This window comes from Azospirillaceae bacterium, from assembly GCA_028283825.1.
Lineage (GTDB): Bacteria > Pseudomonadota > Alphaproteobacteria > Azospirillales > Azospirillaceae > Nitrospirillum.
Map to the genome: position 1 here is coordinate 141,009 of JAPWJW010000004.1, position 24,489 is coordinate 165,497.

23 protein-coding genes and 1 pseudogene are annotated in these 24,489 nt (G+C 66.9%); 14 read left to right on the forward strand and 10 right to left on the reverse strand.

Annotated elements, in window-relative coordinates; all coding sequences use genetic code 11:
* Nucleotides 1-25 precede the first annotated feature (25 nt).
* The gene (locus tag PW843_24975; GenBank protein ID MDE1149817.1) at nucleotides 26-898 is read left to right on the forward strand and encodes a LysR family transcriptional regulator; all 873 of its coding nucleotides are present in this window, start codon (nucleotides 26-28) and stop codon (nucleotides 896-898) included.
* Between the two features lie 160 nt (nucleotides 899-1,058).
* Here PW843_24975 and PW843_24980 read toward each other — a convergent pair whose 3' ends face one another.
* Together PW843_24980 and PW843_24985 are read right to left on the reverse strand one after the other, a co-directional pair.
* Nucleotides 1,059-2,498 carry a TonB-dependent receptor gene (locus PW843_24980; GenBank protein MDE1149818.1) on the reverse strand — a complete coding sequence of 480 codons (1,440 nt, stop codon included), beginning with the start codon at nucleotides 2,496-2,498 and terminating at the stop codon, nucleotides 1,059-1,061.
* A gap of 235 nt (nucleotides 2,499-2,733) precedes the next feature.
* Nucleotides 2,734-3,237: pseudogene (locus tag PW843_24985) on the reverse strand (TonB-dependent receptor plug domain-containing protein).
* A gap of 183 nt (nucleotides 3,238-3,420) precedes the next feature.
* Here PW843_24985 and PW843_24990 point away from each other — a divergent pair.
* Nucleotides 3,421-4,242, forward strand: coding sequence for an alpha/beta hydrolase (locus tag PW843_24990; GenBank protein MDE1149819.1), 822 nt, complete (start codon nucleotides 3,421-3,423; stop codon nucleotides 4,240-4,242).
* A gap of 156 nt (nucleotides 4,243-4,398) precedes the next feature.
* On the opposite strand, the gene PW843_24995 is transcribed toward PW843_24990, so the two are convergent.
* On the reverse strand, nucleotides 4,399-5,325 hold the full coding sequence (locus tag PW843_24995; protein ID MDE1149820.1) for a LysR family transcriptional regulator: 927 nt from the start codon (nucleotides 5,323-5,325) through the stop codon (nucleotides 4,399-4,401).
* A 122-nt stretch (nucleotides 5,326-5,447) separates the two neighbouring features.
* On the opposite strand from PW843_24995, the gene PW843_25000 reads away from it, so the two are divergent.
* Nucleotides 5,448-6,149 carry an SDR family NAD(P)-dependent oxidoreductase gene (locus PW843_25000; protein MDE1149821.1) on the forward strand — a complete coding sequence of 234 codons (702 nt, stop codon included), beginning with the start codon at nucleotides 5,448-5,450 and terminating at the stop codon, nucleotides 6,147-6,149.
* A 144-nt stretch (nucleotides 6,150-6,293) separates the two neighbouring features.
* On the opposite strand, the gene PW843_25005 is transcribed toward PW843_25000, so the two are convergent.
* The gene (locus PW843_25005) at nucleotides 6,294-7,088 is read right to left on the reverse strand and encodes a GntR family transcriptional regulator (protein ID MDE1149822.1); all 795 of its coding nucleotides are present in this window, start codon (nucleotides 7,086-7,088) and stop codon (nucleotides 6,294-6,296) included.
* A gap of 451 nt (nucleotides 7,089-7,539) precedes the next feature.
* Between PW843_25005 and PW843_25010 the strand changes: the two genes are divergently transcribed.
* The 4 genes from PW843_25010 (at nucleotide 7,540) to PW843_25025 (ending at nucleotide 13,610) form a co-directional block, all read left to right on the forward strand.
* Nucleotides 7,540-9,588 carry a hydantoinase/oxoprolinase family protein gene (locus PW843_25010; GenBank protein MDE1149823.1) on the forward strand — a complete coding sequence of 683 codons (2,049 nt, stop codon included), beginning with the start codon at nucleotides 7,540-7,542 and terminating at the stop codon, nucleotides 9,586-9,588.
* 19 nt (nucleotides 9,589-9,607) lie between these two features.
* Nucleotides 9,608-11,479, forward strand: a complete 1,872-nt coding sequence (locus tag PW843_25015) for a hydantoinase B/oxoprolinase family protein (GenBank protein ID MDE1149824.1) — start codon at nucleotides 9,608-9,610, stop codon at nucleotides 11,477-11,479.
* A gap of 67 nt (nucleotides 11,480-11,546) precedes the next feature.
* Complete coding sequence (locus tag PW843_25020) at nucleotides 11,547-12,407, forward strand: isocitrate lyase/PEP mutase family protein (GenBank protein MDE1149825.1); 861 nt, start codon at nucleotides 11,547-11,549, stop codon at nucleotides 12,405-12,407.
* A gap of 93 nt (nucleotides 12,408-12,500) precedes the next feature.
* Entirely contained in the window at nucleotides 12,501-13,610 is a 1,110-nt protein-coding gene (locus tag PW843_25025; protein MDE1149826.1) for an alcohol dehydrogenase catalytic domain-containing protein, read from the forward strand.
* A gap of 52 nt (nucleotides 13,611-13,662) precedes the next feature.
* Here PW843_25025 and PW843_25030 read toward each other — a convergent pair whose 3' ends face one another.
* Complete coding sequence (locus PW843_25030; protein ID MDE1149827.1) at nucleotides 13,663-14,538, reverse strand: hypothetical protein; 876 nt, start codon at nucleotides 14,536-14,538, stop codon at nucleotides 13,663-13,665.
* A 307-nt stretch (nucleotides 14,539-14,845) separates the two neighbouring features.
* On the opposite strand from PW843_25030, the gene leuC reads away from it, so the two are divergent.
* The 5 genes from leuC (at nucleotide 14,846) to PW843_25055 (ending at nucleotide 18,132) form a co-directional block, all read left to right on the forward strand.
* Nucleotides 14,846-16,255 (forward strand): 3-isopropylmalate dehydratase large subunit, encoded by a 1,410-nt coding sequence (gene leuC / locus PW843_25035; protein MDE1149828.1) that lies wholly within the window; start codon nucleotides 14,846-14,848, stop codon nucleotides 16,253-16,255.
* Between the two features lie 2 nt (nucleotides 16,256-16,257).
* Nucleotides 16,258-16,875, forward strand: coding sequence for a 3-isopropylmalate dehydratase small subunit (gene leuD / locus PW843_25040; GenBank protein MDE1149829.1), 618 nt, complete (start codon nucleotides 16,258-16,260; stop codon nucleotides 16,873-16,875).
* Nucleotides 16,876-17,014: 139 nt separating this feature from the next.
* Nucleotides 17,015-17,725: a hypothetical protein gene (locus tag PW843_25045; protein ID MDE1149830.1), complete on the forward strand. Its 711-nt coding sequence runs from the start codon at nucleotides 17,015-17,017 to the stop codon at nucleotides 17,723-17,725.
* Nucleotides 17,722-17,967, forward strand: coding sequence for a hypothetical protein (locus tag PW843_25050; GenBank protein MDE1149831.1), 246 nt, complete (start codon nucleotides 17,722-17,724; stop codon nucleotides 17,965-17,967). The genes PW843_25045 and PW843_25050 overlap by 4 nt, the downstream gene beginning before the upstream one ends.
* 24 nt (nucleotides 17,968-17,991) lie before the next feature.
* A complete protein-coding gene (locus PW843_25055) occupies nucleotides 17,992-18,132 on the forward strand; it encodes a hypothetical protein (protein MDE1149832.1) in 141 nt (46 codons plus the stop codon).
* Nucleotides 18,133-18,494: 362 nt separating this feature from the next.
* Here the strand turns inward: PW843_25055 and PW843_25060 are convergent, their stop codons facing one another.
* The 5 genes from PW843_25060 to PW843_25080 are packed head-to-tail and all read right to left on the reverse strand — an operon-like array spanning nucleotide 18,495 to nucleotide 22,726.
* Complete coding sequence (locus tag PW843_25060) at nucleotides 18,495-19,397, reverse strand: transporter (GenBank protein MDE1149833.1); 903 nt, start codon at nucleotides 19,395-19,397, stop codon at nucleotides 18,495-18,497.
* A 59-nt stretch (nucleotides 19,398-19,456) separates the two neighbouring features.
* Nucleotides 19,457-19,882, reverse strand: coding sequence for a pyridoxamine 5'-phosphate oxidase family protein (locus PW843_25065; GenBank protein ID MDE1149834.1), 426 nt, complete (start codon nucleotides 19,880-19,882; stop codon nucleotides 19,457-19,459).
* Nucleotides 19,879-20,598, reverse strand: coding sequence for a DUF554 domain-containing protein (locus PW843_25070; protein ID MDE1149835.1), 720 nt, complete (start codon nucleotides 20,596-20,598; stop codon nucleotides 19,879-19,881). The genes PW843_25065 and PW843_25070 overlap by 4 nt, the downstream gene beginning before the upstream one ends.
* Nucleotides 20,595-21,215 (reverse strand): UbiX family flavin prenyltransferase, encoded by a 621-nt coding sequence (locus PW843_25075; protein ID MDE1149836.1) that lies wholly within the window; start codon nucleotides 21,213-21,215, stop codon nucleotides 20,595-20,597. Before PW843_25075 ends, PW843_25070 begins: the two co-directional genes overlap by 4 nt.
* Nucleotides 21,216-21,226: 11 nt before the next feature.
* Nucleotides 21,227-22,726: a UbiD family decarboxylase gene (locus PW843_25080; GenBank protein MDE1149837.1), complete on the reverse strand. Its 1,500-nt coding sequence runs from the start codon at nucleotides 22,724-22,726 to the stop codon at nucleotides 21,227-21,229.
* A 115-nt stretch (nucleotides 22,727-22,841) separates the two neighbouring features.
* On the opposite strand from PW843_25080, the gene PW843_25085 reads away from it, so the two are divergent.
* Complete coding sequence (locus PW843_25085) at nucleotides 22,842-23,759, forward strand: LysR substrate-binding domain-containing protein (protein MDE1149838.1); 918 nt, start codon at nucleotides 22,842-22,844, stop codon at nucleotides 23,757-23,759.
* Nucleotides 23,760-23,890: 131 nt separating this feature from the next.
* On the forward strand, nucleotides 23,891-24,487 hold the full coding sequence (locus PW843_25090; GenBank protein MDE1149839.1) for a nitroreductase family protein: 597 nt from the start codon (nucleotides 23,891-23,893) through the stop codon (nucleotides 24,485-24,487).
* Nucleotides 24,488-24,489: the final 2 nt, after the last annotated feature.

Below are 24,489 nucleotides of genomic sequence, written 5' to 3' on the forward strand. Positions count from 1 at the left end.
CTGATCCGTTTTTGGAGCAATTGCCGTGGAGATTCTGAACGACATGGCCCTGTTCGTGGAGGTGGTGAAAGCCAAGGGCTTTCGTGCCGCGGCCGAGGCCATCGGCATGCCCAACTCCACCCTGTCGCGGCGCATCAGCGCGTTGGAAAAGGGCATCGGCCTGCGCCTGCTGCACCGCACGACCCGGCGGATCGAACTGACCGAGGCCGGGCAGATCTATTTCGACCGCTGCAAGCGCATCGTGGATGAGGCCCGGCTGGCGCACGCGCAACTGGGCGACATGCTGGCCCAACCCACCGGGGTCTTGCGCGCCTCACTGCCGGTGGATTTCGCGCTGACCTACCTGGCGCCCCTGATGGCGGAGTTCGCCGGCCTTTATCCCGGCATCACCTTCAACTTCGACCTGACGCCACGCCGGGTGGACTTGGTCAGCGAACCTTTCGACGTGGCCATCCGCATCGGTGAATCCGAAGACAGCCAGTTGATCACCCGCCTGCTGGCCACCCTCACGCCCCGCCTTTACGCCTCACCGGGATATCTGGCGCAGGCGGGGGAGCCGACGGTGCCGGCCGACCTGGAACGGCATGAGTGCCTGGGCATCCTGCGCGCCGGAACCTGGACCCTGCGCGATGGGGAAGGAACCACCACGGTGCCCATCGGCGGCCGGTTCATCCTGAACAGCGTCGGCATGATCCGCCGCCTGGCGACACTGGACATGGGCATCGCCCTGATGCCGGAGGAAGTGGTCATGGATGAGTTGGCCGCCGGGACGCTGCGCCGGATCATGCCCGAATGGCACGGCCTTCCCACCCCGATCTACGCCGTGACCGAAACCCGCCTGCTGCCGGCCAAGACCCAACGCTTCATCGAATTCCTGCAGGCGCGATTGAGCCGATAAGCCGTCGCCCTGGAGATACCAGCGGCATGAGGTTTCGCCTCATGCCGCTGTAGGCTGCGACCGCAGCCGCCGGACCTTTCCGGGAAGCCGAAGGCGAACCGGAAAGGGAGGAAACCCAGCCCGCGGATGCGGGCGCCCGGCGATTGAGGCAATGTGAAAATCAGAACTTATACCGCACCGTGGCCAGCACGCTGCGCGGGTCCAGCGGGAAGCGGGGCTGGACGACGGAGAAGCCGAAGCCGGTGACATAGCCGCTGGCGTTCAGCAGGTTTTTCACGCCCACATGATAGACCCAGGGGCCTTGCTCATACCCGACATAGGCGTTGACGAAGCTCTGGTCCGGCACCTTGCCGATGGCGCCGTTGTCGATGGTGGAATAGGTCTGGCTGCGGAACAGGGCGTCGCCGCCGAAGCTGAAGGTGCCGGCGCCCAGGGCCACGGCATAATCGGCGCCGACGTTGAACTGCTGGTCCGGCAGGCCCACCACCTTCTTGCCAGTGGTGTCCACCGTCGTCGTGCCGCCGCCGCTGGTGTAGGTGCCGTCGTTGAAGGACGCGTTGCCCCACACCGTCAGTTCATGGGTCACGCGCCACGACGCCTCGATCTCCGCGCCACGGATGCGGGCATCGAAATTGTCCACCAGGAAGGTGCCGTCATCCAGGTTGAACAGCTGCTGGATGTTGTGGACGTCGTTCTGGAAGAGGGAGACGTTGACGCGCACGTGGTTTTCGAACAGCTCCGTCTTCACGCCCACTTCCTTGGCGGAGGTCACCTCGGGCTTGAAGGGGGTGTTGATCTGTTCGGCGGTACCCGCCAGGCCGTTGTAGCCGCCGGCCTTGAAGCCTTCGCTGTAGGTGAAATAGGCCTGGATGTCCGGCGTGAATTTGTAGGTGATGCCGGTCTTGGGGGAGAAGCGGGCGAAGGCGTCGTCACGCTGGATGGCGGTATTGTCGAAGTAGGCCGACAGGTGCTTGTAGTCCACGGTGTAGCGGCCGCCGGCGATCAGCGACAGCTTGTCGGTCAGGTTGGCGGTCAACTGGCCGAAGGCGGCGTAGCTGTCGGTGTCGACGTTGAAACCCTGGGTGCTGGGCGCCAGGAAAATGGACTGATCCACATCCTGCGTGGCGGATTCGCTGAAGTAATAAAGCCCGCCGACATAATCCAGGAAGCCACCGAAGGCGTGGCCCGCCGCCTGCAATTCCTGGCTGATCTGGTGCTGGGTCGATTTGCTGTCGCGGATGTACAGCGCCAGGTATTCATCCGACGGGATGCCCAGGGCGGACGACGGCACGCCGCCGGAGAAATCCTCCCCCCAATTGTTGGTCAGGTGGGAATAGCCGGTGATGGAGGTGATGGTGCCGCCGTCATAATCGGCCTGAAGGTTCAGGGTGCTGCCGTACTGCCGCGTGTGGGTGTAGGACGGGTAGGGCGACAGGCTGGTGTTGTACGATCCCGACAGCGTGCTGATCTGGCTTTCCACCCCGTTGGCGTAGGGGTTGGTGGGGATGGCGTACTGCCCGTCTGAATCCAGGTTGGTGTAGAAGGCGGTGAACCGGCCCCGGATGGGGGCGGAGCCCTTGTAGGCCACGTCGGCCTGCAAACCTTGGGAATTCCTCGGCACCCACGTCCTTCTTCAGGGTGGCGTCATAGTACTTGCCGCCGTCCTGGCCGCGCGCCATGCCGTTGATGGACGCGGTCCAGTCGCCGCTGTCGCTGATGGCGTCGGTGACGTAGGCCTTCAGCTGGCGCTGGTTCCAGTTGCCGTAGCCGCCCTCGACATAGCCGTCCAGGTCCGGTTCCGGCGCGCGGGTCACCAGCTTCACCGCACCGGCGGAGGAGTTGCGGCCGTACAGCACGCCCTGCGGCCCGCGCAGCACCTCCACCCGGTCCAGATCCAGGAAGTCCATGATGGCGCCGGACAGGCGCGCCCGGTAGACGTCGTCGACATAGATGCCGACGGCGGATTCCGAGGTGACGTTGCCGCCGTCGCTGACCCCGCCGCCGCGGATGTAGGGACGCAGCTGGGTGCTGCCGCCCGTGCCCGCCGCGAAGTTCACGTTGGGGGCGATGCGGCCCAGATCGTTGGCGGTGGTGATGTCCATGCGTTCCAGCGTGGCGCCGGTCACGGCGGTGACCGCCACCGGCACGTCCTGCAAGCGCTGGCCCGTGCGCTGCGCCGTGACGGTGATGACCTCAAGCTGGCCGTCGTCGGGTTGACTTGCGCCGGCCTGGGGGGATTCCGTCTGCTGCGGCGCGTCAGCGGCGTGCGCGCCGGCCTGCAACACGAGCGCGCCCAGCAGCGCGACGCCGGAAGCGCCCCGCTTTATTTTCTTTTTCATGCCCTAGCCTCCTTATTTTTGTGGCTAAGGGTAAATGAACATCATAGTTAACAGTCTTAAACGTCAGTTTAGACGACTGTCCGCAGGTTGGTCAAAACACACACAAACAGTGGCGCATCCGTGATGAATGCGCCCAATATTTTATCCGCCTAGCGAATTATTCCATCAGGTGGACAAAAACCCATGGCGATCATCAAGCGCGGCTTCGTCGATACCAGTTTCGGCCAGCTTCACTACCGCACGGCGGGGCAGGGGCCGGCGGTGATTCTCCACCATATGTCGCCCGGCAGCGCCAAGCAGCTGGAATCGCTGATCGCCCTGCTGGCCGACGGCTACCGGGTGGTGGCGTTCGACACCCCCGGCAACGGCGACAGCACCCCGCTGCCCCTGGCGGAACCCACCATCGCCGACCTGGCGGCCGGCCTGCTGGAGGGCATCACCGCCCTGGGCATCACCCAGGCCGCCGTCTATGGGTCCCACACCGGTGCTGACGTGGCGATCGAGGTGGCGATCGCCGCCCCGCAGGTCATCACCAAGGTCATCCTGGACGGCATCGCCGTCTTCACGCCGGAACAGACGGCGGAGTACCTGAACGTCTACGCCCGGCCCTTCGCCCCGGAACTGGACGGCACCCATCTGCTGCGCTGCTTCATGTATTGCCGCGACCAGTCGCTGTTCTATCCCTGGTACAAGCGCGATCTGGCGCACAAGCTGGACAGCAGCCTCTATTCCCCCCAGGCGCTGCAGGATATGGTCCTGGAAGTGCTGAAGGCGGCGGAGACCTATCCGGTCAGCTACCGCGCCGCCTTCACCTACGACCCCACCATCCGTATGCCGCTGGTCACCCAGCCGGTGCTGGTGGTCGCCTCGATGCAGGATGGCCTGCTGGAGGGCACCATCGAAGCCGCCAAGAACATCAACGCGCCGTTTCGCGGCCTGCCCGGCTTCAGCACGCCCGAGTTCAAGCCCAAGCTGGCGGAGGAAATCCGCGCCTTCGTGGGCTGATTGCCGTTACGGCGGCATGAGTTTCGGCTCATGCCGCCTAGGCTGCGACCGCAGCCGCCGGAGTTTTGTGGGGAACGAAGTGGACCGCAAAACGAGGAAGCCCAAGCCAGCGGATGCTGGCGCCCGGCGAATGAGGGGACCTTTGATCGCTCCCGATCAAAGGTCGCTGGATAAGGCGTTCTGACATACCGTCGCGATGGTCCGGCGCAGCCAGCGGTGCGCCGGATCCCCGTCCATGCGGGGATGCCAGATGGCGGAGACGGTGAATTCCGGCATGGGAACCGGCGGGTCAAAGCTTTGCAGGCCCACCGCCTGGTCGCCGACCCCCGCACCGCCCAGGCAGGTTCGCGGCACCAGCGCGACCAGATCCGACCGGCCCGCGATCTGCATCGCATTGGGATAGGCGGGGACCACCAGGACCACGGTCCGCTTGAGGCCCAGCAGCGCCAGGGCGTCATCGACCGGGCCGGCAACGGTCCCCCGGCGGGAAACCGCGATGTGGCGGCAGGCGGCGTAGCGTGCCGCCGTCACCGGCCCCTCCGCCAGCAGGGGATGGCCGGCGCGGCAGATGCCGATGAGCCGGTCGCGGAACAGCACTTGCGTCCGCACCTCGGGCGCCGCGGTGCCGATCACCCCGATTTCCAGGTCGATCAGCCCGTCGCGCAGCGGCTGCGCGTCCTTGTCCGGTTTCGGGGCGAAGCGCAGGCGCACGCCGGGTGCGGCCTGGGTCACCGCCGCCACCAGCGGTGCCGCCAGCAAATCCACGAACCCCTCGCCGGCGCGCAAGCTGAAGGTCCGCTCCAGCGCCGCCAGGTCCAACCGGTCGCCGGCGGGCCTCAGCACGGCCTGCACCTCCCGCGCCAATGCCGGCACGCGGCCGGCCAACTCCTCCGCATGGGGCGTGGGCACCAGCGTCCGTCCGGCCTGCACCAGCAGCTGGTCGCCCGTGGCCAGCCGCAGCCGCGCCAGTGTACGGCTCATGGCGGAAGGGCTGAGGCCCAGGCGCCGCGCGGCGCCGGTCACGCTGCGTTCCGCCAGCAGGGCGTCCAGCGCCACCAGCAGGTTCAGATCCAAATCGTGCATGGGGGAAGGATAACGCCAGGCAAGGCGTTCGGCGCAATCATTCTTTGTATCCTGTGCGCCTGGCGCAAGATTGGCCGGACGCTCATATCGCCGCCTATGCATCAATGAAAGGCGGCAACCCCATGACCCCCAACAACATCCCCACCATCCTGCTGATCGGCGCTTCCCGCGGCTTGGGCCATGCCATGGCCACCGAATTCCTGAAAAAGGGCTGGAATGTCGTCGGCACCATCCGCGCCGGCGGCGGCCGGACCAAGCTGCACGATCTGGCTGAGGGACATCCCGACCGGGTAACAATCGAGACCGTGGACATCTGCGCGCCCGACCAGGTGGCCGCCCTGCGCGTCCGCCTGGCGGGGCGCATGTTCGACATGCTGTTCGTCAATGCCGGCGTCACCAACAACCCGCATGAGACCATCGGTGAGGTGGCGACGGACGAGTTCATCCGAATCATGGTCACCAACGCGCTCAGCCCCCTGCGGGTGATCGAGGCCTTGCAGGACCTGGTCACCCCCACCGGGCTGATCGGCGTGATGTCGTCGGGGCAGGGCAGCGTCAGCAACAATGTGATGGGACTGCGCGAGGTCTATCGCGGCAGCAAGGCGGCGCTGAACATGTTCATGCGCAGCTACGCCGCCCGCGCGGGCGGCACCCGGGCGCTGGCCCTGCTGGCGCCGGGTTGGGTCCGCACCGACATGGGCGGCCCGGACGGGAAGCTGTCCATCGATGAAAGCATTCCCAGCCTGGTCCAGGTACTGCTGGCCAAGCGGGAACGTCCGGGCCTGGAGTACCTGGACTATCTGGGCCGCACCGTGCCCTGGTAAATCCGACCAGCGGCATGAGCCACCTTGCTCATGCCGCTGTAGGCCCCGACTGGGACCGCCGCACCTTTCCGGGGACCAGAGTGGACTGGAAAGGGAGGATCAGCCAAGGCCACGAACGTGGCCGCCCGGCGCTTGAGGGAACCTTTAAGATTCCGACTTCCAGCCGGCGGCACCCTTGTTGCCCGACCGCACGTGGTATTTGAAGCGGTCGGGGCGGTAGTTGCCGTGGATGACCTGGATACTGCGGCCCTTGCGGTCGCGCACCACGCGCTCGATGCGCAGGATGGGGGCGCCGGCCTCCATGCCCAGGGTGGCGGCGGTGACGGGGTCGGCCGCCGTGGCGGTGATCCATTCCTCCGCCTCGTGCGCGGCGGCGCCGGCGCGTTCCAGCAGCACCAGGGTGGGCACCTTGTCCATGTCGGCGCGGGGGATGCGGTCGGCGATGTCCACCGGCATGTACTGCACGATGTAGGAGAACGGCTCCCCCCCCAGCTTGCGCAGGCGCACCACCCGCTGCACCACGGTGCCGGCCTCCTGGTCCAGCTGGGCGCTGATGGCGACGGGCGGGATCATCTCGACCACGTCCAGCACCTCCACCTCCGTCTCCAGCCCCATGATCTTCAGGCTTTCGATCATGTTGGCGAAGCTGCCGTGGACCTGGGGCAGGGTGGCCGAGGGCGTCACCACGGTACCGCGGCCCCGGTGGCGGGTCACCAGGTCGTGGGCCGCCAGCTCGTTCAGCGACCGCTTCACCGTGATGCGCGAGACGTTGAACAGCTTGGCCAACTCCTGCTCACCCGGGATGACCGAGTTGGCCGGAAACTCCCCGCTGCGGATTTTCTCGCGCAGCAGCAGGAATATCTGGTGGTAGAGCGGTGTCGGGGTGGAATGATCCACCTGTTCCGGACTTAACCCCGGAACGGAGGTCGACTGGTCCATGAAAGCCCGCGCGACAATTACAGGGAGCAATTTTTTCTTCAGCTATAAGGGAAATTCAACCGGAAGCAAGGCTGTCGCCCTTGGGACCGGTTTCAGGGAACCGCGGCCGATCACCGCGCCCGGCCGATCCAAAGCCCCATCAAGGGCCCATCCTTGCCTGACAAAAACACAACTCTTTTCCGGGTCTTCCCGATACGCCCCAAGGGCCTAAGCCCCCCTTTGGTTCCACCAAAGGCGCCCCTTGGCGTCTTTCGAAAATGCCCCTAGGTGCCATCAGACACCCTTGGCCTGCCATCCGCACGCCGCAACCGCAGGATAAACCGCAGAGTGGACAGCCGGCGCGTTGGGCGCGCCCCGGCACCGGTTCGGCGGCTAGGGTGGGGGCCATAACGCGGGATGCGGGCCGACGTGTCCGCAGGTCGCCCGCATCACCAAACTGTTCGGGGACAACATGGCGTATCGATTGGGTGTGGACGTCGGCGGTACCTTTACCGATCTGCTGCTGCTGAACCAGCAGAGCGGCGATTTCTGGCGGCACAAGACGCCGTCCACCCCCCATGACAGCTCCGTCGGCATCCTGAACGGGGTGGAGGCCATCTGCGCCAAGGCCGGCGTCACCCCGGCGGACGTGGAATTCTTCCTGCACGGCACCACCGTCGCCACCAACGCCGTGCTGGAGGGCAAGGGTGCGCGCGTCGGCCTGATCGTCACCGAAGGCTACCGGCAGATCATGCAGATCGCCCGCAGCTTCGTGCCCGGCGGCCTGGCCGGCTGGATCGTGTGGCCCAAGCCCACGCCGCTGGCGGCACTTGAGGACACGGTCGAGATCAAGGGCCGCATGGACGCGCAAGGGGTGGAGGTGCGGCCCACCGACGACGCCGACATCCGTGCCGCCCTGGAAACCCTGAAGGCCCAGGGCGTGCAGGCCCTGACCGTGTCGCTGGTCAACGCCTACCTGAACGGCAGCCACGAAGCCCGGGTGGCCGAACTGGCCGCCGAGATCATGCCCGACATCCCCCTGTCGCTCAGCCATATCGTCCTGCCGGAAATGCAGGAATATGAACGCACGCTGACCACCGTCGCCAACGCCTCCGTCCGGCCCATCGTCGGCAACTATGTGCGCAACCTGCGTTCCAAGCTGCGGGGCGGCGGCATGGCGGGCTCCCTGTCGCTGCTGCGTTCCGACGGCGGCCTGATGTCCTCGGAAAAGTCGGAGGAGCATCCCGTCTCGCTGCTGATGTCGGGTCCCGCCGGCGGTGTCACCGGCGCGGTGTGGGTGGCCAAGAACGCCGGGCTGGACAACATCCTGACCCTGGACGTGGGCGGCACCTCCACCGACGTGGCGCTGATCGAGAACCTGGAGCCGCGGCGCGTGCGCACGACCGAGGTCGGCCACCTGTCGGTTCGCGCCTCCTCCCTGGATGTGAAGACGGTGGGTGCCGGCGGCGGTTCCATCGCCTACGTGCCGGAACTGACCAAGGCCCTGCGCGTCGGCCCGCAGTCGGCCGGTGCCGTGCCGGGCCCCGTCGCCTATGGCAAGGGCGGCACCCTGCCCACCGTGACCGACGCCAACGTGGTGCTGGGCTACCTGCCCGAGGCGCTGCTGGGCGGCACCTTCAAGCTGGACCGCGAGGGGGCCAAGAAGGCGGTGCAGACCATCGCCGACAGCCTGGGCATCGGCCTGATGGAGGCCGCGCGCGGCATCATCGACATCGTGAACGAGAACATGTTCGGCGCCCTGCGCATGATCTCGGTCCAGCAGGGCTACGACCCCCGCCACTTCGCCCTGATGGGCTTCGGTGGCGCCGGCCCCCTGCACGTCAACGCCGTGGCCCGCCTGATGGGCAGTTGGCCCGCCGTGTCGCCGGTCAGCCCCGGCGTGCTGTGCGCCCTGGGTGATGCCACCACCCGCATGCGCACCGAGACGGCCCGCAGCTTCTCCCGCCGCTTCAAGGAAACGGACGAGGCCGAGGTGCTGTCCATCCTGGAAGAGATGGCGGCCCAGACCCGCAAGGAACTGAAGGCGGAGGGCATCGCCGACGCCGACATCACCACCCTGTTCGAACTGGACGTGCGGTATGAGGGCCAGGCCTTCGAGGTGCCGCTGTCGATCGACGCGGAAACCCTGAAGCGCGACGGCCTGGCCGGCATCACCGGCCGCTTTGACGAGGAACACCACCGCCTGTTCACCTTCAACATGGAAAGCGACCATGAGCTGGTGAACCTGCGCGCCGTGGCCCTGGGCCCCGTGCTGGAGCTTGAGGCCCACCGCCTGCCGGAGGGCAACGGCGACCCGTCGGCCGCCAAGATCCGCGACCATGAGCTGTGGGCCGATGGCGCCATGCGCCCGGCCGTGATCTACGACCGGTCCAAGCTGCGCGCCGGAGACAAGATCCCCGGCCCCGCCGTGGTGACCGAAATGGACAGCACCACCCTGATCGAACTGGGCTGCGTCGGCACGGTCGACGCGGTCGGCAACATCCTGATCACCCTGGCCTGAGAATAAGGAACCCGAAACCATGACCGCACGGATCATCCAGGCCAACGAAACGCCCTATAACAAGGTGGCCATCGACCCGGTGACGCTGGAAGTCATCGAGAACGCCCTGCGCAACGCCCGCATCGAGATGGACGCCACCCTGGTGCGCACCGCCATGTCGCCCGGCATCCGCGAGCAGGGCGACGCCTTCCCGCTGATCTGCGACCATCTGGGCCGCATGATCGTGGGCCAGTTCGGCAGCTACATCGGCCCCTTCCTGGAAGGCTATGACGGCACCGTCGAAGACGGCGACATGATCTTCCTGTCCGACCCGTACTCCGTCGGCGGCGCCATCAGCCATTGCAACGACTGGCTGGTGCTGCTGCCGGTGTTCAAGGACGGCCGCCTGCTGGCCTACACCTCCATGTTCGGCCACCAGTCCGACATCGGCGGCAAGGTTCCGGGATCCATGCCGATCGACGCCACCAACATCTTCCAGGAAGGCGTGCGCATCCCGCCCGTCAAGATCTGGAAGAAGGGCGTCTATAATGAGGACCTGGTGAAGCTGGTGATGCACCAGGTGCGCACGCCGGCCTGGTGCAAGGCCGACCTGAACGCCCTGATCGCGTCCTGCCGCGTGGCCGCCCGCCGGGTGGTGGAGATGGCCGAGCGTTTCGGCGACGACGTCTACACCTCCGCCACCGAAATGCTGCTGGACCGCAACTACCGCGCCATGCAGCACCTGATCGAAACCTCGGTCAGCGAGGAGAAGGTCAGCTTCCAGGATTACGTCTGCGACGACGGCATGGGCTACGGCCCCTACAAGATCAAGTGCACGATGTGGCGCGAGGATGGCCGCGTCATCCTGGACTTCGACGGCACCGACCCGCAGTCGTCCGCGTCGATCAACTTCTTCCTCAACGAAAACATGATGAAGATGTTCTTCGGCATCTACATGATTATGGTTTTCGATCCGCAAATCCTGTTCAACGACGGCTATTACCCGCTGATCGACGTACGCATCCCGGAAGGTTCGCTGCTGAAGCCGCGCTTCCCGGCGGCGCTGTCGGGCCGCACCCACGCGCTGGGCCGCCTGTTCGACATCATGGGCGGCCTGCTGGGCCAGAAGACGCCGGAGTTCCTGAACGCCGCCGGCTTCTCCTCCAGCCCGCATCTGTTTTATGCCGGCACGGACAAGCAGGGTAAGTGGTTCCAGCTGTTCCAGATCGGCTTCGGCGGCATCCCCGGCCGCCCGCTGGGCGACGGCCCGGACGGCCATTCGCTGTGGCCGGGCTTCACCAACGTGCCCAACGAGTTCCTGGAGCGCTACTTCCCGATGCGCATCGAGAAGTACGAGACCGTGCCCGACAGCGGCGGCGCCGGCCTGCACCGCGGCGGCAACGGCATCAACATGGTTTATCGCTTCCTGGAGCCGGGCGTCATCGCCATCCATGACGACCGCTGGTTCGTGCCGCCGTGGGGTGTGAACGGCGGTGAGCCGGGCACCCGCGCCCGCAAGCTGCTGGTCAAGGCCGACGGCACCGAGATCGTCCTGGGCAACAAGCTTGAGGATTATGAGGTCGAGGCCGGCGACCAGCTGCACTTCATCACCTGGGGCGGCGGCGGCTGGGGGGACCCGCTGGAACGCGATCCCGCCCTGCTGGCCAAGGAACTGGGCCAGGGCCTGGTGACCGCCAACGGCGCCCGCCGCTATGGCGTGGTGCTGGTGGATGGTGCCGTGGACCAGGCCGCGACCGAGACGCTGCGGGCGGAGATGCGCGCCACGCGGGGTGAGATCGCCACCTTCAACTTCGGCCCGGATATCGAGACCCTGCGCGCCAACTGCCTGGCGGAAACCGGTCTGCCGGCCCCGCGCCAGCCCGTCTGGCACCACGCCGCCGCCGCCGAGTGATCCCTGAAAAGACGGCCCCTTCGCCGCCCATGCGCGAAGGGGCCCTTGCCTGAAAAGAGCCTGACAGATGTCCAATCCCATCCTTCGCCAGAAGCTGGCCGCCGGTAAGTTCTTCGTCGTCCCCGGCATCCAGGACATGATCACCGCCGTCATCGCCAACAAGGTCGGCTTCGACGTGGTTTACGGCACCGGCTATTGGCTGACGGCCTCGGCCCTGGGCCTGCCCGACGCCGGCATCGCCAGCTACACCCAGATGGTGGACCGCATGTCCACCCTGGCGCGCACCAGCAACGCCGCCCTGATCGCCGATGCCGACACCGGCTATGGCGGCCTCTTGAACGTGCACCACACCGTGCGCGGGTATGAGCAGGCGGGCGTCACCGCCGTGCAGATCGAGGACCAGGAGTTCCCCAAGAAGTGCGGCCACACGCCGTACAAGCGCATCGTACCGGTGCAGGACATGGTGGATAAGATCAAGGTGGCGTGCGAGGCGCGCACCGATGCCAACACCCTGATTGTCGCCCGCACCGACGCCCGCCAGAGCGAAGGCCTGGACGGTGCCCTGCGCCGCCTGGATGCCTATGCCGAGGCCGGCGCCGACATCCTGTTCCCCGAAGCCCTGACCACCGAGGAAGAGATGCGCACGGCGTGTGAGCGTTTCGACAAGCCGGTGATGGCCAACATGGCCAACGGCGGCCTGACGCCCGTGCCCAACGCGAGCGTGCTGGAGCAGATCGGCTACGCCTTCGCGATATACCCGTCGCTGACCAGCCTGGTGGCCGCCACCGCCATGGAAAAGGCCTTGGTGGACCTGAAGGAACGCGGCATCGGCGAGCCCGAGGGCATCTTCAACTTCAAGGAATTCTGTTCCCTGATCGGCTTCGACGACGTCTGGGCGTTCGAGGCCAAGTGGGCGCCCAAGCCCTGAGATTGGGCGGAAGGCGATAAATCCGGTTACAGTTCATGCGGCGCCCTCAAAAAGCGCCGCATGATTTTTAAGAAGCACCCGAGGGAGTGAACGATGGACATCACGGCGGCCGTGCTGGGACGCAGCGGCGACAACGAACGGCCCTATGGCGCCAACGCGCCCCTGGCGGTGAAGACGGTGCAGTTGGCCGACCCGCAGCCGGGTGAGCTGCTGGTGCGTATCGACGCCGCCGGCATCTGCCATTCCGACCTGTCGGTCATCAACGGCGACCGCCCGCGCCCCATGCCCATGGCCCTTGGCCATGAGGCCGCCGGCACGGTGGTGAAGGTGGGGGATCCCGCCGACACCGGCTTCGCCGTGGGCGACCGGGTGGTGCTGGTCTTCCTGCCGTCCTGCGGGCAGTGCCCGGCCTGCGCCTCCGGCCAGGGGTACCTCTGCCCCAACGGGGCGGCGGCCAATGGCGAGGGCCGGCTGATGCGCGGCGGCCGGCGCCTGTCGGACTGCGGCCACGACATCCACCACCATCTGGGCGTTTCCGCCTTCGCCACCCACGCGGTGGTGGACCGTCGGTCGGCGGTGAAGATCGACGCCGACGTGCCGCCGGAAACCGCCGCCCTGTTCGGTTGCGCCGTGCTGACCGGCGTGGGTGCCGTCATGAACACCGCCCAGGTGCGCCCGGGCGAAAGCCTGCGCATCTATGGCCTGGGCGGTGTCGGTCTGGCCGCCTTGCTGGGCGCGCTGGCCGCCGGCGCGCAGCCGGTGCACGCGGTGGACCCGTCGCCGGAGAAGCGCGCCCTGGCGCTGGAACTGGGGGCCGCCCGCGCCGTGGCGCCGGAGGAGGCGGGCGACCTGCCCCAGGCTGACGTGGTGGTGGAGACGGTGGGCCGCGCCGCCGTTCTGGCCCAGGCCTACGCCGCCGCCCGCCGGGGCGGCCGCATCGTCACCGTGGGCCTGCCCAACCCGTCGGAGATGCTGTCCATCCCCGCCGTGTCGCTGGTGGCGGAGGGCAAGACCCTGATGGGCAGCTACATGGGATCGTCCATCCCCTCGCGCGACATCCCGCGCTACCTGGCCCTGTGGCGGGCCGGTCGCCTGCCCATCGAACGGCTGCTGACCTCCGTCAGCCCGCTGTCGGAGATCAACCAGCTGATGGACGTGCTGGCCGAGGGCAACGCCGTGCGCCAGATCGTGAAGCCCGCCTGATACCGCCGTTGGAACCTTGCCAGATCGCTGGCGAGGTTCCGGTCCTTGATCCTCAGCCGATGCCGGCGATGATGGCGGTGGCATAGGACGTCAAGGTGCTGCCCTGGAAGGGCAGGGACGCCGTGGCCCAGAGGGAGGCGCCGGCCGAACCATATCCCCGCATCGCCTGGGTCACCTGAGTGGGCGTGCTGACCGGCTGGGCGGTGGTGTCGCAGGAAAAGATGGGCCAGACGAAGGCGGCGGGGTTGGGAACGCCCGTGTTCGGCGCCGCCGCGACGGCCTTCGCCCAGGCTGTCGGGTCGTTGCCGGCGCCACCCGCATAGATCTGCAGGTTGAAACCGGCCACCGGCTGGGTGCCCAGGGCGGAATAGACCTGCTGCAACGCCTGGATCCACGCGGATTGCGCGGCGTACGGGCAGAAGGTCACCGGGCACTTGAACTCATTGTAAAGGGCGACGGTCACGGTCGCCACCAGCGCGGCCAAGTCCGTGCCCCCTTCCTCATAATCCATGTCGAAGCCGACGGCCTGCACCCCCCTGATCGCACCCAACAGCTGGACGATGGCGGCGAAGTTGGCCAGTAGTGTCGCCTTCAGCGCCCCACCCGTGTTCAGGATGGTCTGGATATTGGTGAACGCGTTCGAGCCCGCGCCGCCAAGGGAAAGCCAGGCCCGCTGACACTTGGCCCTCGTGACACCTGTGGTGATGACGTCGAACAACATGTTGCGGGCGGCAGCGGTGACTTGGCCACCGGTCGCCAGGACGGGCCCACTATTGCCGAAGTTGATGTCGGCACTGGTGCCGCTTTTCACATTCAGGCTGAACAGGATGTAGTCGGTGGTCGCACTACCCGGGATTTGGGCCAGCGCGGTCCTGAGGCCGCCCTGGTCCAGGCCATTCAAATAGGCACCGTTCATCGTGATCGCCATGGCATCACCTCATAAGGTTAGGGGGAGGGATAGGCCGCGCCCTCAATCTATGGTGATTTTCTATATATATTTTTCTACTATAACAAGTACCGCCGAGTACGACATTCGCCCCAGGGTCCGACAGTTGTACCGCGCGGGATCCACGGAGGACGGCGCGGTTCGCCGGCCGCCTTGGGGCGACAGGAACAGCCGTGCCGACGGTGACCACAAGGCGGACAGGGGGGCAGGCCGGCCGAGGCCCCGGGACATCGGCGGCCTATAAGCGATCTTCACCGCATTGTTTGGCCTTCAGTCGGACCGCCTGCCCGTGACCCAGCCTAAGACCCTCTACGCGAAACTTTGGGACAGCCACGTCGTGGCCGACATGCCCGGCGGCGACACCCTGCTGTATATCGACCGGCAACTGGTGCACGAGGTCAGCAGCCCCCAGGCCTTCGCCGCCATGAAGGCCGCCGGCCGCCGCTTCCGCCGGCCGGAAACGCACCTGGTGGTGGCCGACCATGCCGTGCCCACCGCCACGCGCGGCGGCGCCATCGCCGATCCCCAGGCCCGCGCCCAGGTGGCGGAGCTTGAGGACAATGCCCGGACCTTCGGCCTGACCTACCGCGCGCTGGACGGTGACGGCCAGGGCATCGTCCATGTCATCGGCCCGGAGCAGGGCTTCACCCTGCCGGGCATCACCCTGGTCTGCGGCGACAGCCACACCTCCACCCACGGCGCTTTCGGCGCCCTGGCCTTCGGCATCGGCACCAGCGAGGCCGGCACCGTCATGGCGGCGCAGTGCCTGAAGCAGCGCCGGGCCAAGACCATGCGGGTGGATTTGGTGGGCCGGCTGGGCGCCCACGTCTCGGCCAAGGACATAGCGCTCGCCTTCATCGCGCAGGTGGGCGCCCTGGGTGCGGGTGGTTATGCGGTGGAGTACACCGGCCGCGCCATCGAGGATTTGTCCATGGCCGGGCGCATGACGCTCGCCAACATGACGATCGAGGCCGGCGGCCGCGTCGGCCTGGTGGCGCCGGATGAGACCACCTTCGCCTATGTCGAGGGCCGGGCCCTGGCACCCAAGGGCGCCGCCTGGGAACGGGCGGTCGCCTACTGGCGCACCCTGCGCTCCGACCCCGGCGCCACCTTCGACCGGTTGGTGAAACTAGATGCTTCGGCCATCGCGCCGCACGTCAGCTGGGGCACCAGCGCGGACGAGTCCGCCGCCATCACCGGTTCCATCCCGGATCCGGCGACGCTGGGGGACGACAGCGCCCGCCGGCATGCGGAGAAATCCCTGGCCTATATGGATTTACAGCCGGGCATGGCGTTGGAGGATATCACCATCCAGCGCGTCTTCATCGGTTCGTGCACCAACAGCCGGATCGAGGATTTGCGGGCCGCCGCAGACGTCGCGCGGGGGCGACGCGTGGCGCCCGGCGTCCAGGCCATCGTCGTGCCCGGTTCCACCGTGACCAAGCGGCAGGCCGAGGCCGAGGGCCTGGACGCCATCTTCACCGAGGCCGGCTTCGAATGGCGCCACGCCGGCTGTTCCATGTGCGTGGCCATGAACGACGACCGCTTGAAACCGGGGGAGCGCTGCGCCAGCACCTCCAACCGCAATTTCGAGGGCCGCCAGGGCCCCGGCGGCCGCACCCACCTGATGAGCCCGGCCATGGCCGCCGCCGCCGCCGTCACCGGCCACCTGACCGACGTTAGAAAGCTCCTGCCGTGACGATGCAGCCCTTCACCCGCCTGGCCGGATCCGCCGCCGCCCTGATGGAAGAGAATATCGACACCGATATCATCTATCCCGCGCGCTTCCTGCTGATCACGTCGCGCGACGGCCTGGGGAAATACGCCTTCCACGACCGCCGCTTCGATGCCGATGGCAACGAGGTTCCGGACTTCGTCCTGAACCGCGGCCCCTGGCGCCAAGCCCCCATCCTGGTGACGGCCGCCAACTTCGGCTCCGGCTCCAGCCGCGAGCACGCGGTGTGGACCCTGATGGGCCAGGGCATCCGCTGCGTCATCGCCCCCAGCTTCGGCGAGATCTTCATGGGCAACTGCTTCCGCAACGGCCTGCTGCCCATCGTCCTGCCCGCCGAACAGGTCGAGGCGCTGGGCGAGGCCGCCATGGCCGAAAGCGTGTTCGAGGTGGACCTGGAAGCCCAGAGCCTGACCATCGACGGCAACGCCCCCATCCATTTCGCCATCACCCCGGAACGCAAGCTGGCCCTACTGAACGGCTGGGACGAGACGGGGGTGCTGCTGAACACCTACGGCCAGGACATCACCGCCTATGAGGGCCGGCACCGCGACCGCCAGCCCTGGCTGTTTGACCAAAATCCGTGAGGCGGGCGGCGGACGGATTCCCTTCATGGTGGAAAGCCATCCGATAACTTAGGCTATTGGAAGAAGGTCCCTTGCCGGGTTCAGGCATGCCCCTATCTCACTTCCAGCCGTGAGCGGGGCCGAGAGGGGGGGATTCCCCATGCCCATCAACCAGCAGGATTTTCACAACAGCCTGGCGTCGCTGAACCTCAGCCCCATGATGTGCCTGGGCTTCGAGGAAGATGCCTATGGCGCCACCCTGGGACTGCTGCATTTCCGGGAACTGAGCCTGGGCAATCGGCACGCCTGGGATACAGCGGTCTCCCGGGCAGCAGCCGAACGCAACCCCACCAGCGGCTTCCGCAGTGGCGCTGCCGTGTTCTATGGCATGCTGCACCAGACCCGCCGCACCACCTTCGGCAACAGCCTGGACAACGCCGGCATCAATGTCAGCGAACGCCTGGTGGCCGCCCCCTGGTGCCTGACCGAGGCCGAGTTCCAGTACTGCCTGGTCTACGTCCGTGACGGGGCCGAGCCGGTGTTGAAGGATTACGACCCTAGCTTGATGACGGATGGCCAGGAGGCCGTAGCGGGATGGCTGTTCTCATTCGGACAATTGGCCTTAACAGAGTTCCTTAAAAGGTACGCGCCCGAAGCGATCGGTGCTGTTTCTGTCACCTTGGAGCGTTTGTCCTGGCCACTGTTGATAGCCAATGGAGCAAAGACGGCAATTGACTACATGCTAAAGGAAAAGACCAAGAATGAGATGATGCGGCGCTACGAGATCGACGCCAGACGGCGGGTTACCTGCAGGGATCGAAGCAAAACAAGGGCGGCTACGTCGCTTCAGCCGGAGCGCGGTGATACATGACACAGGTATTCAAGCCGCTGTTCGGCCTGGTGCGGCGCGTGCCGGCATGGGTGGATCTAATCGCGTTCCTCATCCTCGGAACCATCCTGTGGTTCACCATGGATTTTAGGACCATGGTTTTTCTGTTGGTATGGCTGGGGCTCCGGCAAGGTGACGAAGAAAAATGGCTTAAGATGTGGACCGCGTTTGGGCTTGCCGCGATGTTGGCTGTGATGGCGGCCCTCGGGTATCCGGGGCATTAGCCCTCGTCCAGAGCATCGCGCCAGTTGGCGAGGAAGGGGATCGAGCACCTGCTGGCCAAGGACGTGATGCTGCAGCGCTATGAGATCGACGCCAAGCGGCGGGATTACCTGCGGGGATCGAAGCGGAATGGGGATGGTTATATCGCCTCAGCCGGGGCCCGGTGACGCCGATGGAACAGATGTTCAAACCCCTGTTCGAGCTGGTGCGGCGCATGCCGGGATGGGCGGAATTTAGCGTGTTGCTTATCGTACTGATCCTGCCACTGATCACCCATGATGTCTGGTTCATCGTCCTGGCAATGGTATGGGTGGGATCACTCAGGGTGCGGAAGGAAAGTGGTTCTGGATGTGGACGGGCTTCGCGGCTGCCTTGCTAGGAGCAATCATTTTGGTTTGGGCAGACGCCGCAGTGCGGGCAGGAAACCACGCCGTCGGCGCCCTGGAGGCCCCTTCCCGGAACGTCGCACCCGCGCAACCCCTGTCCGCGCCCTTTGGGGCCAGGGATTTCAGCCGCTAAAATCGGCGGGCTAAAACGACGTCTCCAGCCGCAGGTTCACGATCTCGCCCGCGAAGTCGTTCTGGGTATAGAGGTTGTGGTTGTATTCCAGGGTGAGGCCGATGCCGCCCACCTTGTAGCCCAGCAGGGGGCCCAGGCCGTAGGTGCCCACCCGGCAGCCGGCCTTGGCGGCGCAAGATGCGGATCCCGGGCCGCTGTCGTCCTCGACCTGGGTTTCCTGGTGGGCGCCCAGGCCGGCGCTCCATCGGCCGCCGGCCCATGAGCCCAAATCCCGCATGGCGGTGTAGTCCACCGCGATCTCATCGCCGGAGCGATAGCCGGTGGTGGTGTCGCGGAAGTTATGGTCGTAGTGCAGGTCCAGGCTGAGGTTCCAGCCGTGGGACAGCCAGGACAGGCCGATGCCCGGCTCCACCGTCCAATAGCCGTTGCCGGACGCCGCCCCGCCATTGGCGGGCGCGTGGGCGGGGTCGCTGCTGGCGTCGGGGACATAGATGCCCAGCGACGTCTTCAGGTGCACGTCCTGCCCCAGATCCCAGGACAGGATGGCGGGCACGGCGATGGTGTTGAAGGTGCCCCAATGCCCCTTGGTCGCCCCACCACCACTGCGCAGGCCGGTGTAGATGAAGGGCTGCGACAGGGCGGCGGCGTAGTCGGCGCCCAGCACCTTCCAGCCAGTTGACCAGAGGACGATGGGCACCTCCACCTGCACGTAAAGCTGGGGGTCGGTGGCATGGCCGCCGGCGCCCCGCCAGGTGTAGATGCCGGCATAGTTGTCCAGCACGGCATAGAGGCCCGGCGGGGGCAGGGCGCCGGCGACGCTTCCCTCATTCATGCCGCGCAAATAGGGATCCCACAGTTCCTCGGCACGAGCGCGCGGGGCATGGGTGGCGGCCGCCGCGCAGGCAAGCGCCATCGCGGCCGCATGGACATACGGTCGGTTCTTCATTGGTCACGTCAGGTCTGAAAGGGGACTTAGGCTTCCCACCGCAGCTTGGCGGCGAAGGCGGCGCGGTTGTCGGTGTACTTCAGGTGCCGCAGGGTGATTTCCCATACGGGGGCGGCCATGCCGCGCGCCTGGGGGAAGCACTGGTCGTACAGGGCGCGCGCGGTGCTCTCCGCATCGCCCTCCAGCAGCCGGGCGACACCCTGGAACTGCACGCCCCGGATCTCGGTGATTGCCAACGGCTGGCCGGCGACGGTGCCGGCCACTTGGGCGTTTTCCAGCATCCAGCCGCCGTGGCGGGTACGCGTGTCGCTCAGGATGATGAAACGCGGTACCGCGACATCCAGGGCGTAGAACACGCTGGCGGCCCACGGCTCCCGCCCCTGACACACCGCCAACGACAGCACGTGGTGCTCCAGCAAGAAAGCCAGCGCGGGGTCGGGAAGCGGGTTCATCCGAAGATCCGGGTCCAAAGGGCCGACAGCGGCATGGCGAACAGCAGGGCCGGCAGCATGTTGGCGACGGGGAAGGCCTTGATACCACAGATGCGGAAACCCGCCGCCAGCATCAGCAACCCGCCCGCGGCGGAGAAGTCGGCCTGCATGGCTGGCGTGGTCAGCGGCATGATCAGCACCGCGCCAAAGGCCAGGGCCAACTGGATGACCAGTTGCGGCGCCGTGATGGCGGCGACGGCATAGCCCAGGCTGGTGGCGAAGATGCCGGCGGTGAAGAAGTCCAGGAAGGACTTGGCCAGCAGCACGGTGTAGTCGCCGGTCATGCCCTCGTGCATGGCGCCGAACACGCCGGTGCCGCTGGCGCAGAACAGCACGGTGATGGCCACGAACTTTTCCAGGAATTCCTCATGGCTGAGGCTGCCCGGCGGGGCGGGCAGCACCCGGTCCGCCACCGTGCGGACCGACGCCGCCAGCTTGCCGATGCCATGTTCCAGGTACACCAGTTCACCCACCAGGGCGCCCAGGATGCCGGACAGCACCATCACCGGCATGTGCACGGCCTTGCCGATCAGGATGACGGCCATGGCCATGGAACAGATGCCGAAGGTCATCGGCAGGGCGCTGCGCAGGCGGTGCGGCACGCGGGTCGCCAAGGCGGCACCGCCCACGGCGCCACAGAAGACGGCAGCACCGTTGATGTAGGGCCCGATGATCATGGTGCGCGCCCTTCGCTCTCCGCCGTGGTGGCCGGCAGGGTTTCGCCCCAGCGCGGCAGGGCGTCCGATTCAAACCCCAGCAGGCCGATGGCGCGGGCCGCACTGTGCGTCACGATCTGGTCCACATCCTGCGGGCCCGCGTACAGCGCCGGCACCGGCGGGAAGACGATGGCGCCGTATTCGGTGACCGACGCCATGTTGCGGATGTGGCCCAGATGCAGCGGCGTCTCCCGCACCATCAGGACCAGGCGGCGGCGTTCCTTCAAGGTCACGTCGGCGGCCCGGGTCAGCAGATTGTCGGTGATGCCGGTGGCGATGGCGCCCAGCGTGTGCATGGAACAGGGCGCCACGATCATGCCGGCGGTGCGATACGACCCGCTGGAGATGGGCGCCCCCACGGCACCGGTGGGGTAGAAGACGTCGGCCATGGCGATGACCTCGTCCCGCGACAGCGTCGTCTCATGTTCCCGGGTCAAACCGGCGGCCTTGGACATCACCAGGTGGGTCTCGGCGCCCAGCCCCCGGAGGAGCTGGAGCACCTTGACGCCATACTGGAAGCCCGTGGCCCCGCTGATCCCGACGACAACTCGGGGCTTTCCCGAGGGGGGCTTCTGCATGGCTTCCTCCGTTATTTGGCGTTGAAGCCGGGCAGGAAGCGCTCGACATCCACGTCCAGGAATTTCGACCGCTCGAAATGCCCCTTCAGCTTGAAGGGCACGGTGCAGTCGAAGATGGTCTTGCAGGAGATGCCGACGCCCGGAATGCTGGGGCTGAATTCCGGGATCTGCGATGGATCCAGCGGGTGGCAGCGCACACCGGGAATGAAGACGGTGCTGACGTCGCCCTGATAGCGGGTCTGCATGGCCCACAGCACGTCGTCGGTATCGAAGATGTCCACGTCCTCATCCACCAGGATGACGTGCTTCAGCTCCGGGAAGGCGGCGAAGGCCAGCAAGGCGGCCTGGCGCGGGCGGCCTTCGTCCACCGGTGCAGCCTTCCTGAACTGCATCACCGCCAGCAGCTTGCCACCACCCGAGGAATGGGCGAACACGTTCCGCACCCGGCCCGGCATGGCGCGGTCCACCATGTCCAGGATGCTGGCCTCCGTCGGGATGCCGGCCAGGTTCACGTGTTCCTCGCCCGGGCCCACCGTGGTTTGCAGGATGGGGTTGCGGCGGTGGGTGACGGCCTTGACCTTGATGACGGGCAGGGCGTCCTTGGCATCGCCGGTATAGCCGGGGAATTCCGGCATGGCCTTGCCGGTGTCGGTGTTCTGATCCTCGCGCACCCGGACGTTGGGCAGCAGTTCGCCCTCGATCACCACCTCGGCATGGGCGATGGCGCGGGTCCCGACCGTCAGGCAGGGCACCATCTCGACCGCCCGGCCGCGCAGGGCGCCGGCGATGCTGAGTTCATTGAAGCCCAGGGGCGTGGTCGGCGGCTCGAAACAGGCGGCGATCTGGACGGCGGGGTCCAGGCCGATGTTGATGGAGATGGGCAGCGGCTTGCCCGCCGCCTCCGCCTTCTGGCGGAAGACATCGATGTGCCGGCCCGGCGCCAGGTACATGGACAACTCATCCCGGCTTTGCACGCACAGCCGGTGGATGGTCACGTCCGACTCCCCCGTCTCGGGGTCGGAGGCATGGCACAGGCCCATGGTGAGATAGGGGCCGGCATCCTCCGGCGTGTTGGTCGGGGCCGGCAGCAGGGTGCGCAGGTCGAAACCGGGATCGTCCGCCCTGTGCACCACCTCCTGGCACAGGGCGCGGTCGGCACCCACTACCACCGGCGGGATGGCGTGCTGGACGGACGACCGCAGCAGGAAACCCAGCTTCTCCACCGGATGACCCAGCAGGCGGGCGACGCGGCGGCGGGATCCCACCATGCCGATGACCACGCGGAAGTCGGGGTAGCCCTTGACCTTATTGAACATCATGGCCGGCCCGCCCTTGCGCGTCGGGCGCATGCAGGTGCCGCCGCCGCCGACGTAACGATAGACGCCGGACAGCTCGGCCTCCGGATCCACCGGCGTATCGGTCTCGACGAACTCTTCCCCGTACTGCTGCAGCAGGGCGATGGCCGAGCGCAGGTCGGTCACGTCGGAAGCTTTGATCGGTTTCTCTTTCATCGCGGCAACTCTCCATAGTGGGGCGCCCGCAAGCGCCAAACCCAGGACCCACTATCGAAGGGATGATTGAGAAGATCGATACGCATTCAGGCGGATTATTGATAAGATAAAACTTATGGATAATCTGCTCACCACCGTCTCCCTGCGCCGGCTTCAGGTCTTCCTGGCGGTGTGCGAGACCTTGCACATGGCGCGTGCCGCCGAACGGCTGGGCGTGGCCCAACCCGCACTCAGCCAGCAGATTGCGGCGCTGGAGGCAGCACTGGGCGTCCGCCTGTTCAACCGCCGCAAGCGGGGCATAGACCTGACCGCGGCGGGGGCGGCCTGCCGGGCGGAGGCGGAGCGCCTGCTGGCGGCCCACGCCGGCGCCATCGACACCGTGCGCCGCACCGCGCGGGGGGAGGCCGGGCGCCTGTCCCTGGGCTATGTCGCCTCATCCCTGATGGAGCGCGACTTTCCCGCCCAGCTGAAGGTGATGCGCGACCGCTATCCCGATGTGGAACTGGCCCTGCGCGAGGGTGGCGTGGCCGCCCTGCTGGATGCCCTGGAACGGGGGGAACTGGACGCGGCCCTGGTGCGGGCGCCGGTGACGGTCAACCGCCCCCTGGTCCACCAGGTCCACTCCAGCCAGGATCTGGTGGCCATCCTGCCCAAGGGCCATCCACTGGCGGAGTTGGAGGCCGTTCCCATAACCCGGCTGGCGGGTGAGGCCCTGGTCGGTTTCGACGATCCGGAGGATGTGGGCATCATGCGGGTGGTGTCCGACCTGGCCGCCACGGCCGGCACATCCTTGCAGATGAAGTGGCGGGTGTCGGCCATCGGCAGCGTCCTGGGCCTGGTGGCCGCCGGCATGGGCTATGGCATCGTGCCCCGCAACATCGCCCTGCTGGCGGGGGCGGAAATCGTGGTGCGCCCCCTGGCGGACACCCACGCGCGGGCCGAGCTATGGCTGTTGTGGCATGAGCAGCGCCGGTCGCCCACCCTGGCCCGCTTCCTGGCGGTGACGGGTGAATCCACACGCCAAGAATCGTAATTTATCGTTTGCGCACAAATGCTTCCACGTGGCGGCCTGCCGTCATTCTACAGGTGCATCCCGTCGCGGGCTGGGGTTGAATGGCCCGTCCCCTTGCGTGGGGATGTGACGCCAGAAGGAAACGACGACCCATGACGACCGCCAACGGCCGCACCGCCGACCACCCCATCGCCCCGCAGTTCCTTGAGCGCTGGTCGCCCCGCGCCTTCACCGGCGAGGCGATGAGCGAGAAGGATCTGCTGACCATCCTGGAGGCCGCGCGCTGGGCCCCGTCCGCCTACAACGCCCAGCCGTGGCGTTTCGTCTACGCCCTGCGCGGCACGCCGTCGTGGGACAAGCTGCTATCCCTGCTGCTGCCCTTCAACCAGGCCTGGGCCAAGGAAGCCGGCGCCCTGGTCTTCATCGTGTCCGCCACCACCCTGCTGCCGCCGGGTGCGACCGAGCGCGTGCCCTATCGCAGCCATGCCTTCGACACCGGCGCCGCCTGGGGCTTCGCCTCGCTGGAAGCGCAGCGCCTGGGCTGGCACAGCCACGCCATGGGCGGCTTCGACCATGAGCGCAGCCCGGCCGAACTGGGCCTGCCCGCCGACTATCGCGTCGAGGCGGCGGTGGCCTTCGGCCGCCTGGGCGACAAGTCCATCCTGCCGGAAAAGCTGCAGGCCCGCGAAGTGCCGGCCCCGCGTGAGCCGCTGAGCGCGCTGGCCTTCGACGGCGCGTTCAAGGCCTGATG

Excerpts from the sequence above, each read along its gene's own strand:
- PW843_24990 (MDE1149819.1), top strand. The coding sequence starts at position 3,421 with ATGGCGATCATCAAGCGCGGCTTCGTCGATACCAGTTTCGGCCAGCTT.
- PW843_24995 (MDE1149820.1), bottom strand. The coding sequence starts at position 5,325 with ATGCACGATTTGGATCTGAACCTGCTGGTGGCGCTGGACGCCCTGCTG.
- PW843_25000 (MDE1149821.1), top strand. The coding sequence starts at position 5,448 with ATGACCCCCAACAACATCCCCACCATCCTGCTGATCGGCGCTTCCCGC.
- PW843_25005 (MDE1149822.1), bottom strand. The coding sequence starts at position 7,088 with ATGGACCAGTCGACCTCCGTTCCGGGGTTAAGTCCGGAACAGGTGGAT.
- PW843_25010 (MDE1149823.1), top strand. The coding sequence starts at position 7,540 with ATGGCGTATCGATTGGGTGTGGACGTCGGCGGTACCTTTACCGATCTG.
- PW843_25015 (MDE1149824.1), top strand. The coding sequence starts at position 9,608 with ATGACCGCACGGATCATCCAGGCCAACGAAACGCCCTATAACAAGGTG.
- PW843_25020 (MDE1149825.1), top strand. The coding sequence starts at position 11,547 with ATGTCCAATCCCATCCTTCGCCAGAAGCTGGCCGCCGGTAAGTTCTTC.
- PW843_25025 (MDE1149826.1), top strand. The coding sequence starts at position 12,501 with ATGGACATCACGGCGGCCGTGCTGGGACGCAGCGGCGACAACGAACGG.
- PW843_25030 (MDE1149827.1), bottom strand. The coding sequence starts at position 14,538 with ATGGCGATCACGATGAACGGTGCCTATTTGAATGGCCTGGACCAGGGC.
- leuD (MDE1149829.1), top strand. The coding sequence starts at position 16,258 with ATGCAGCCCTTCACCCGCCTGGCCGGATCCGCCGCCGCCCTGATGGAA.
- PW843_25045 (MDE1149830.1), top strand. The coding sequence starts at position 17,015 with ATGCCCATCAACCAGCAGGATTTTCACAACAGCCTGGCGTCGCTGAAC.
- PW843_25050 (MDE1149831.1), top strand. The coding sequence starts at position 17,722 with ATGACACAGGTATTCAAGCCGCTGTTCGGCCTGGTGCGGCGCGTGCCG.
- PW843_25060 (MDE1149833.1), bottom strand. The coding sequence starts at position 19,397 with ATGGCGCTTGCCTGCGCGGCGGCCGCCACCCATGCCCCGCGCGCTCGT.
- PW843_25065 (MDE1149834.1), bottom strand. The coding sequence starts at position 19,882 with ATGAACCCGCTTCCCGACCCCGCGCTGGCTTTCTTGCTGGAGCACCAC.
- PW843_25070 (MDE1149835.1), bottom strand. The coding sequence starts at position 20,598 with ATGATCATCGGGCCCTACATCAACGGTGCTGCCGTCTTCTGTGGCGCC.
- PW843_25075 (MDE1149836.1), bottom strand. The coding sequence starts at position 21,215 with ATGCAGAAGCCCCCCTCGGGAAAGCCCCGAGTTGTCGTCGGGATCAGC.
- PW843_25080 (MDE1149837.1), bottom strand. The coding sequence starts at position 22,726 with ATGAAAGAGAAACCGATCAAAGCTTCCGACGTGACCGACCTGCGCTCG.
- PW843_25085 (MDE1149838.1), top strand. The coding sequence starts at position 22,842 with ATGGATAATCTGCTCACCACCGTCTCCCTGCGCCGGCTTCAGGTCTTC.
- PW843_25090 (MDE1149839.1), top strand. The coding sequence starts at position 23,891 with ATGACGACCGCCAACGGCCGCACCGCCGACCACCCCATCGCCCCGCAG.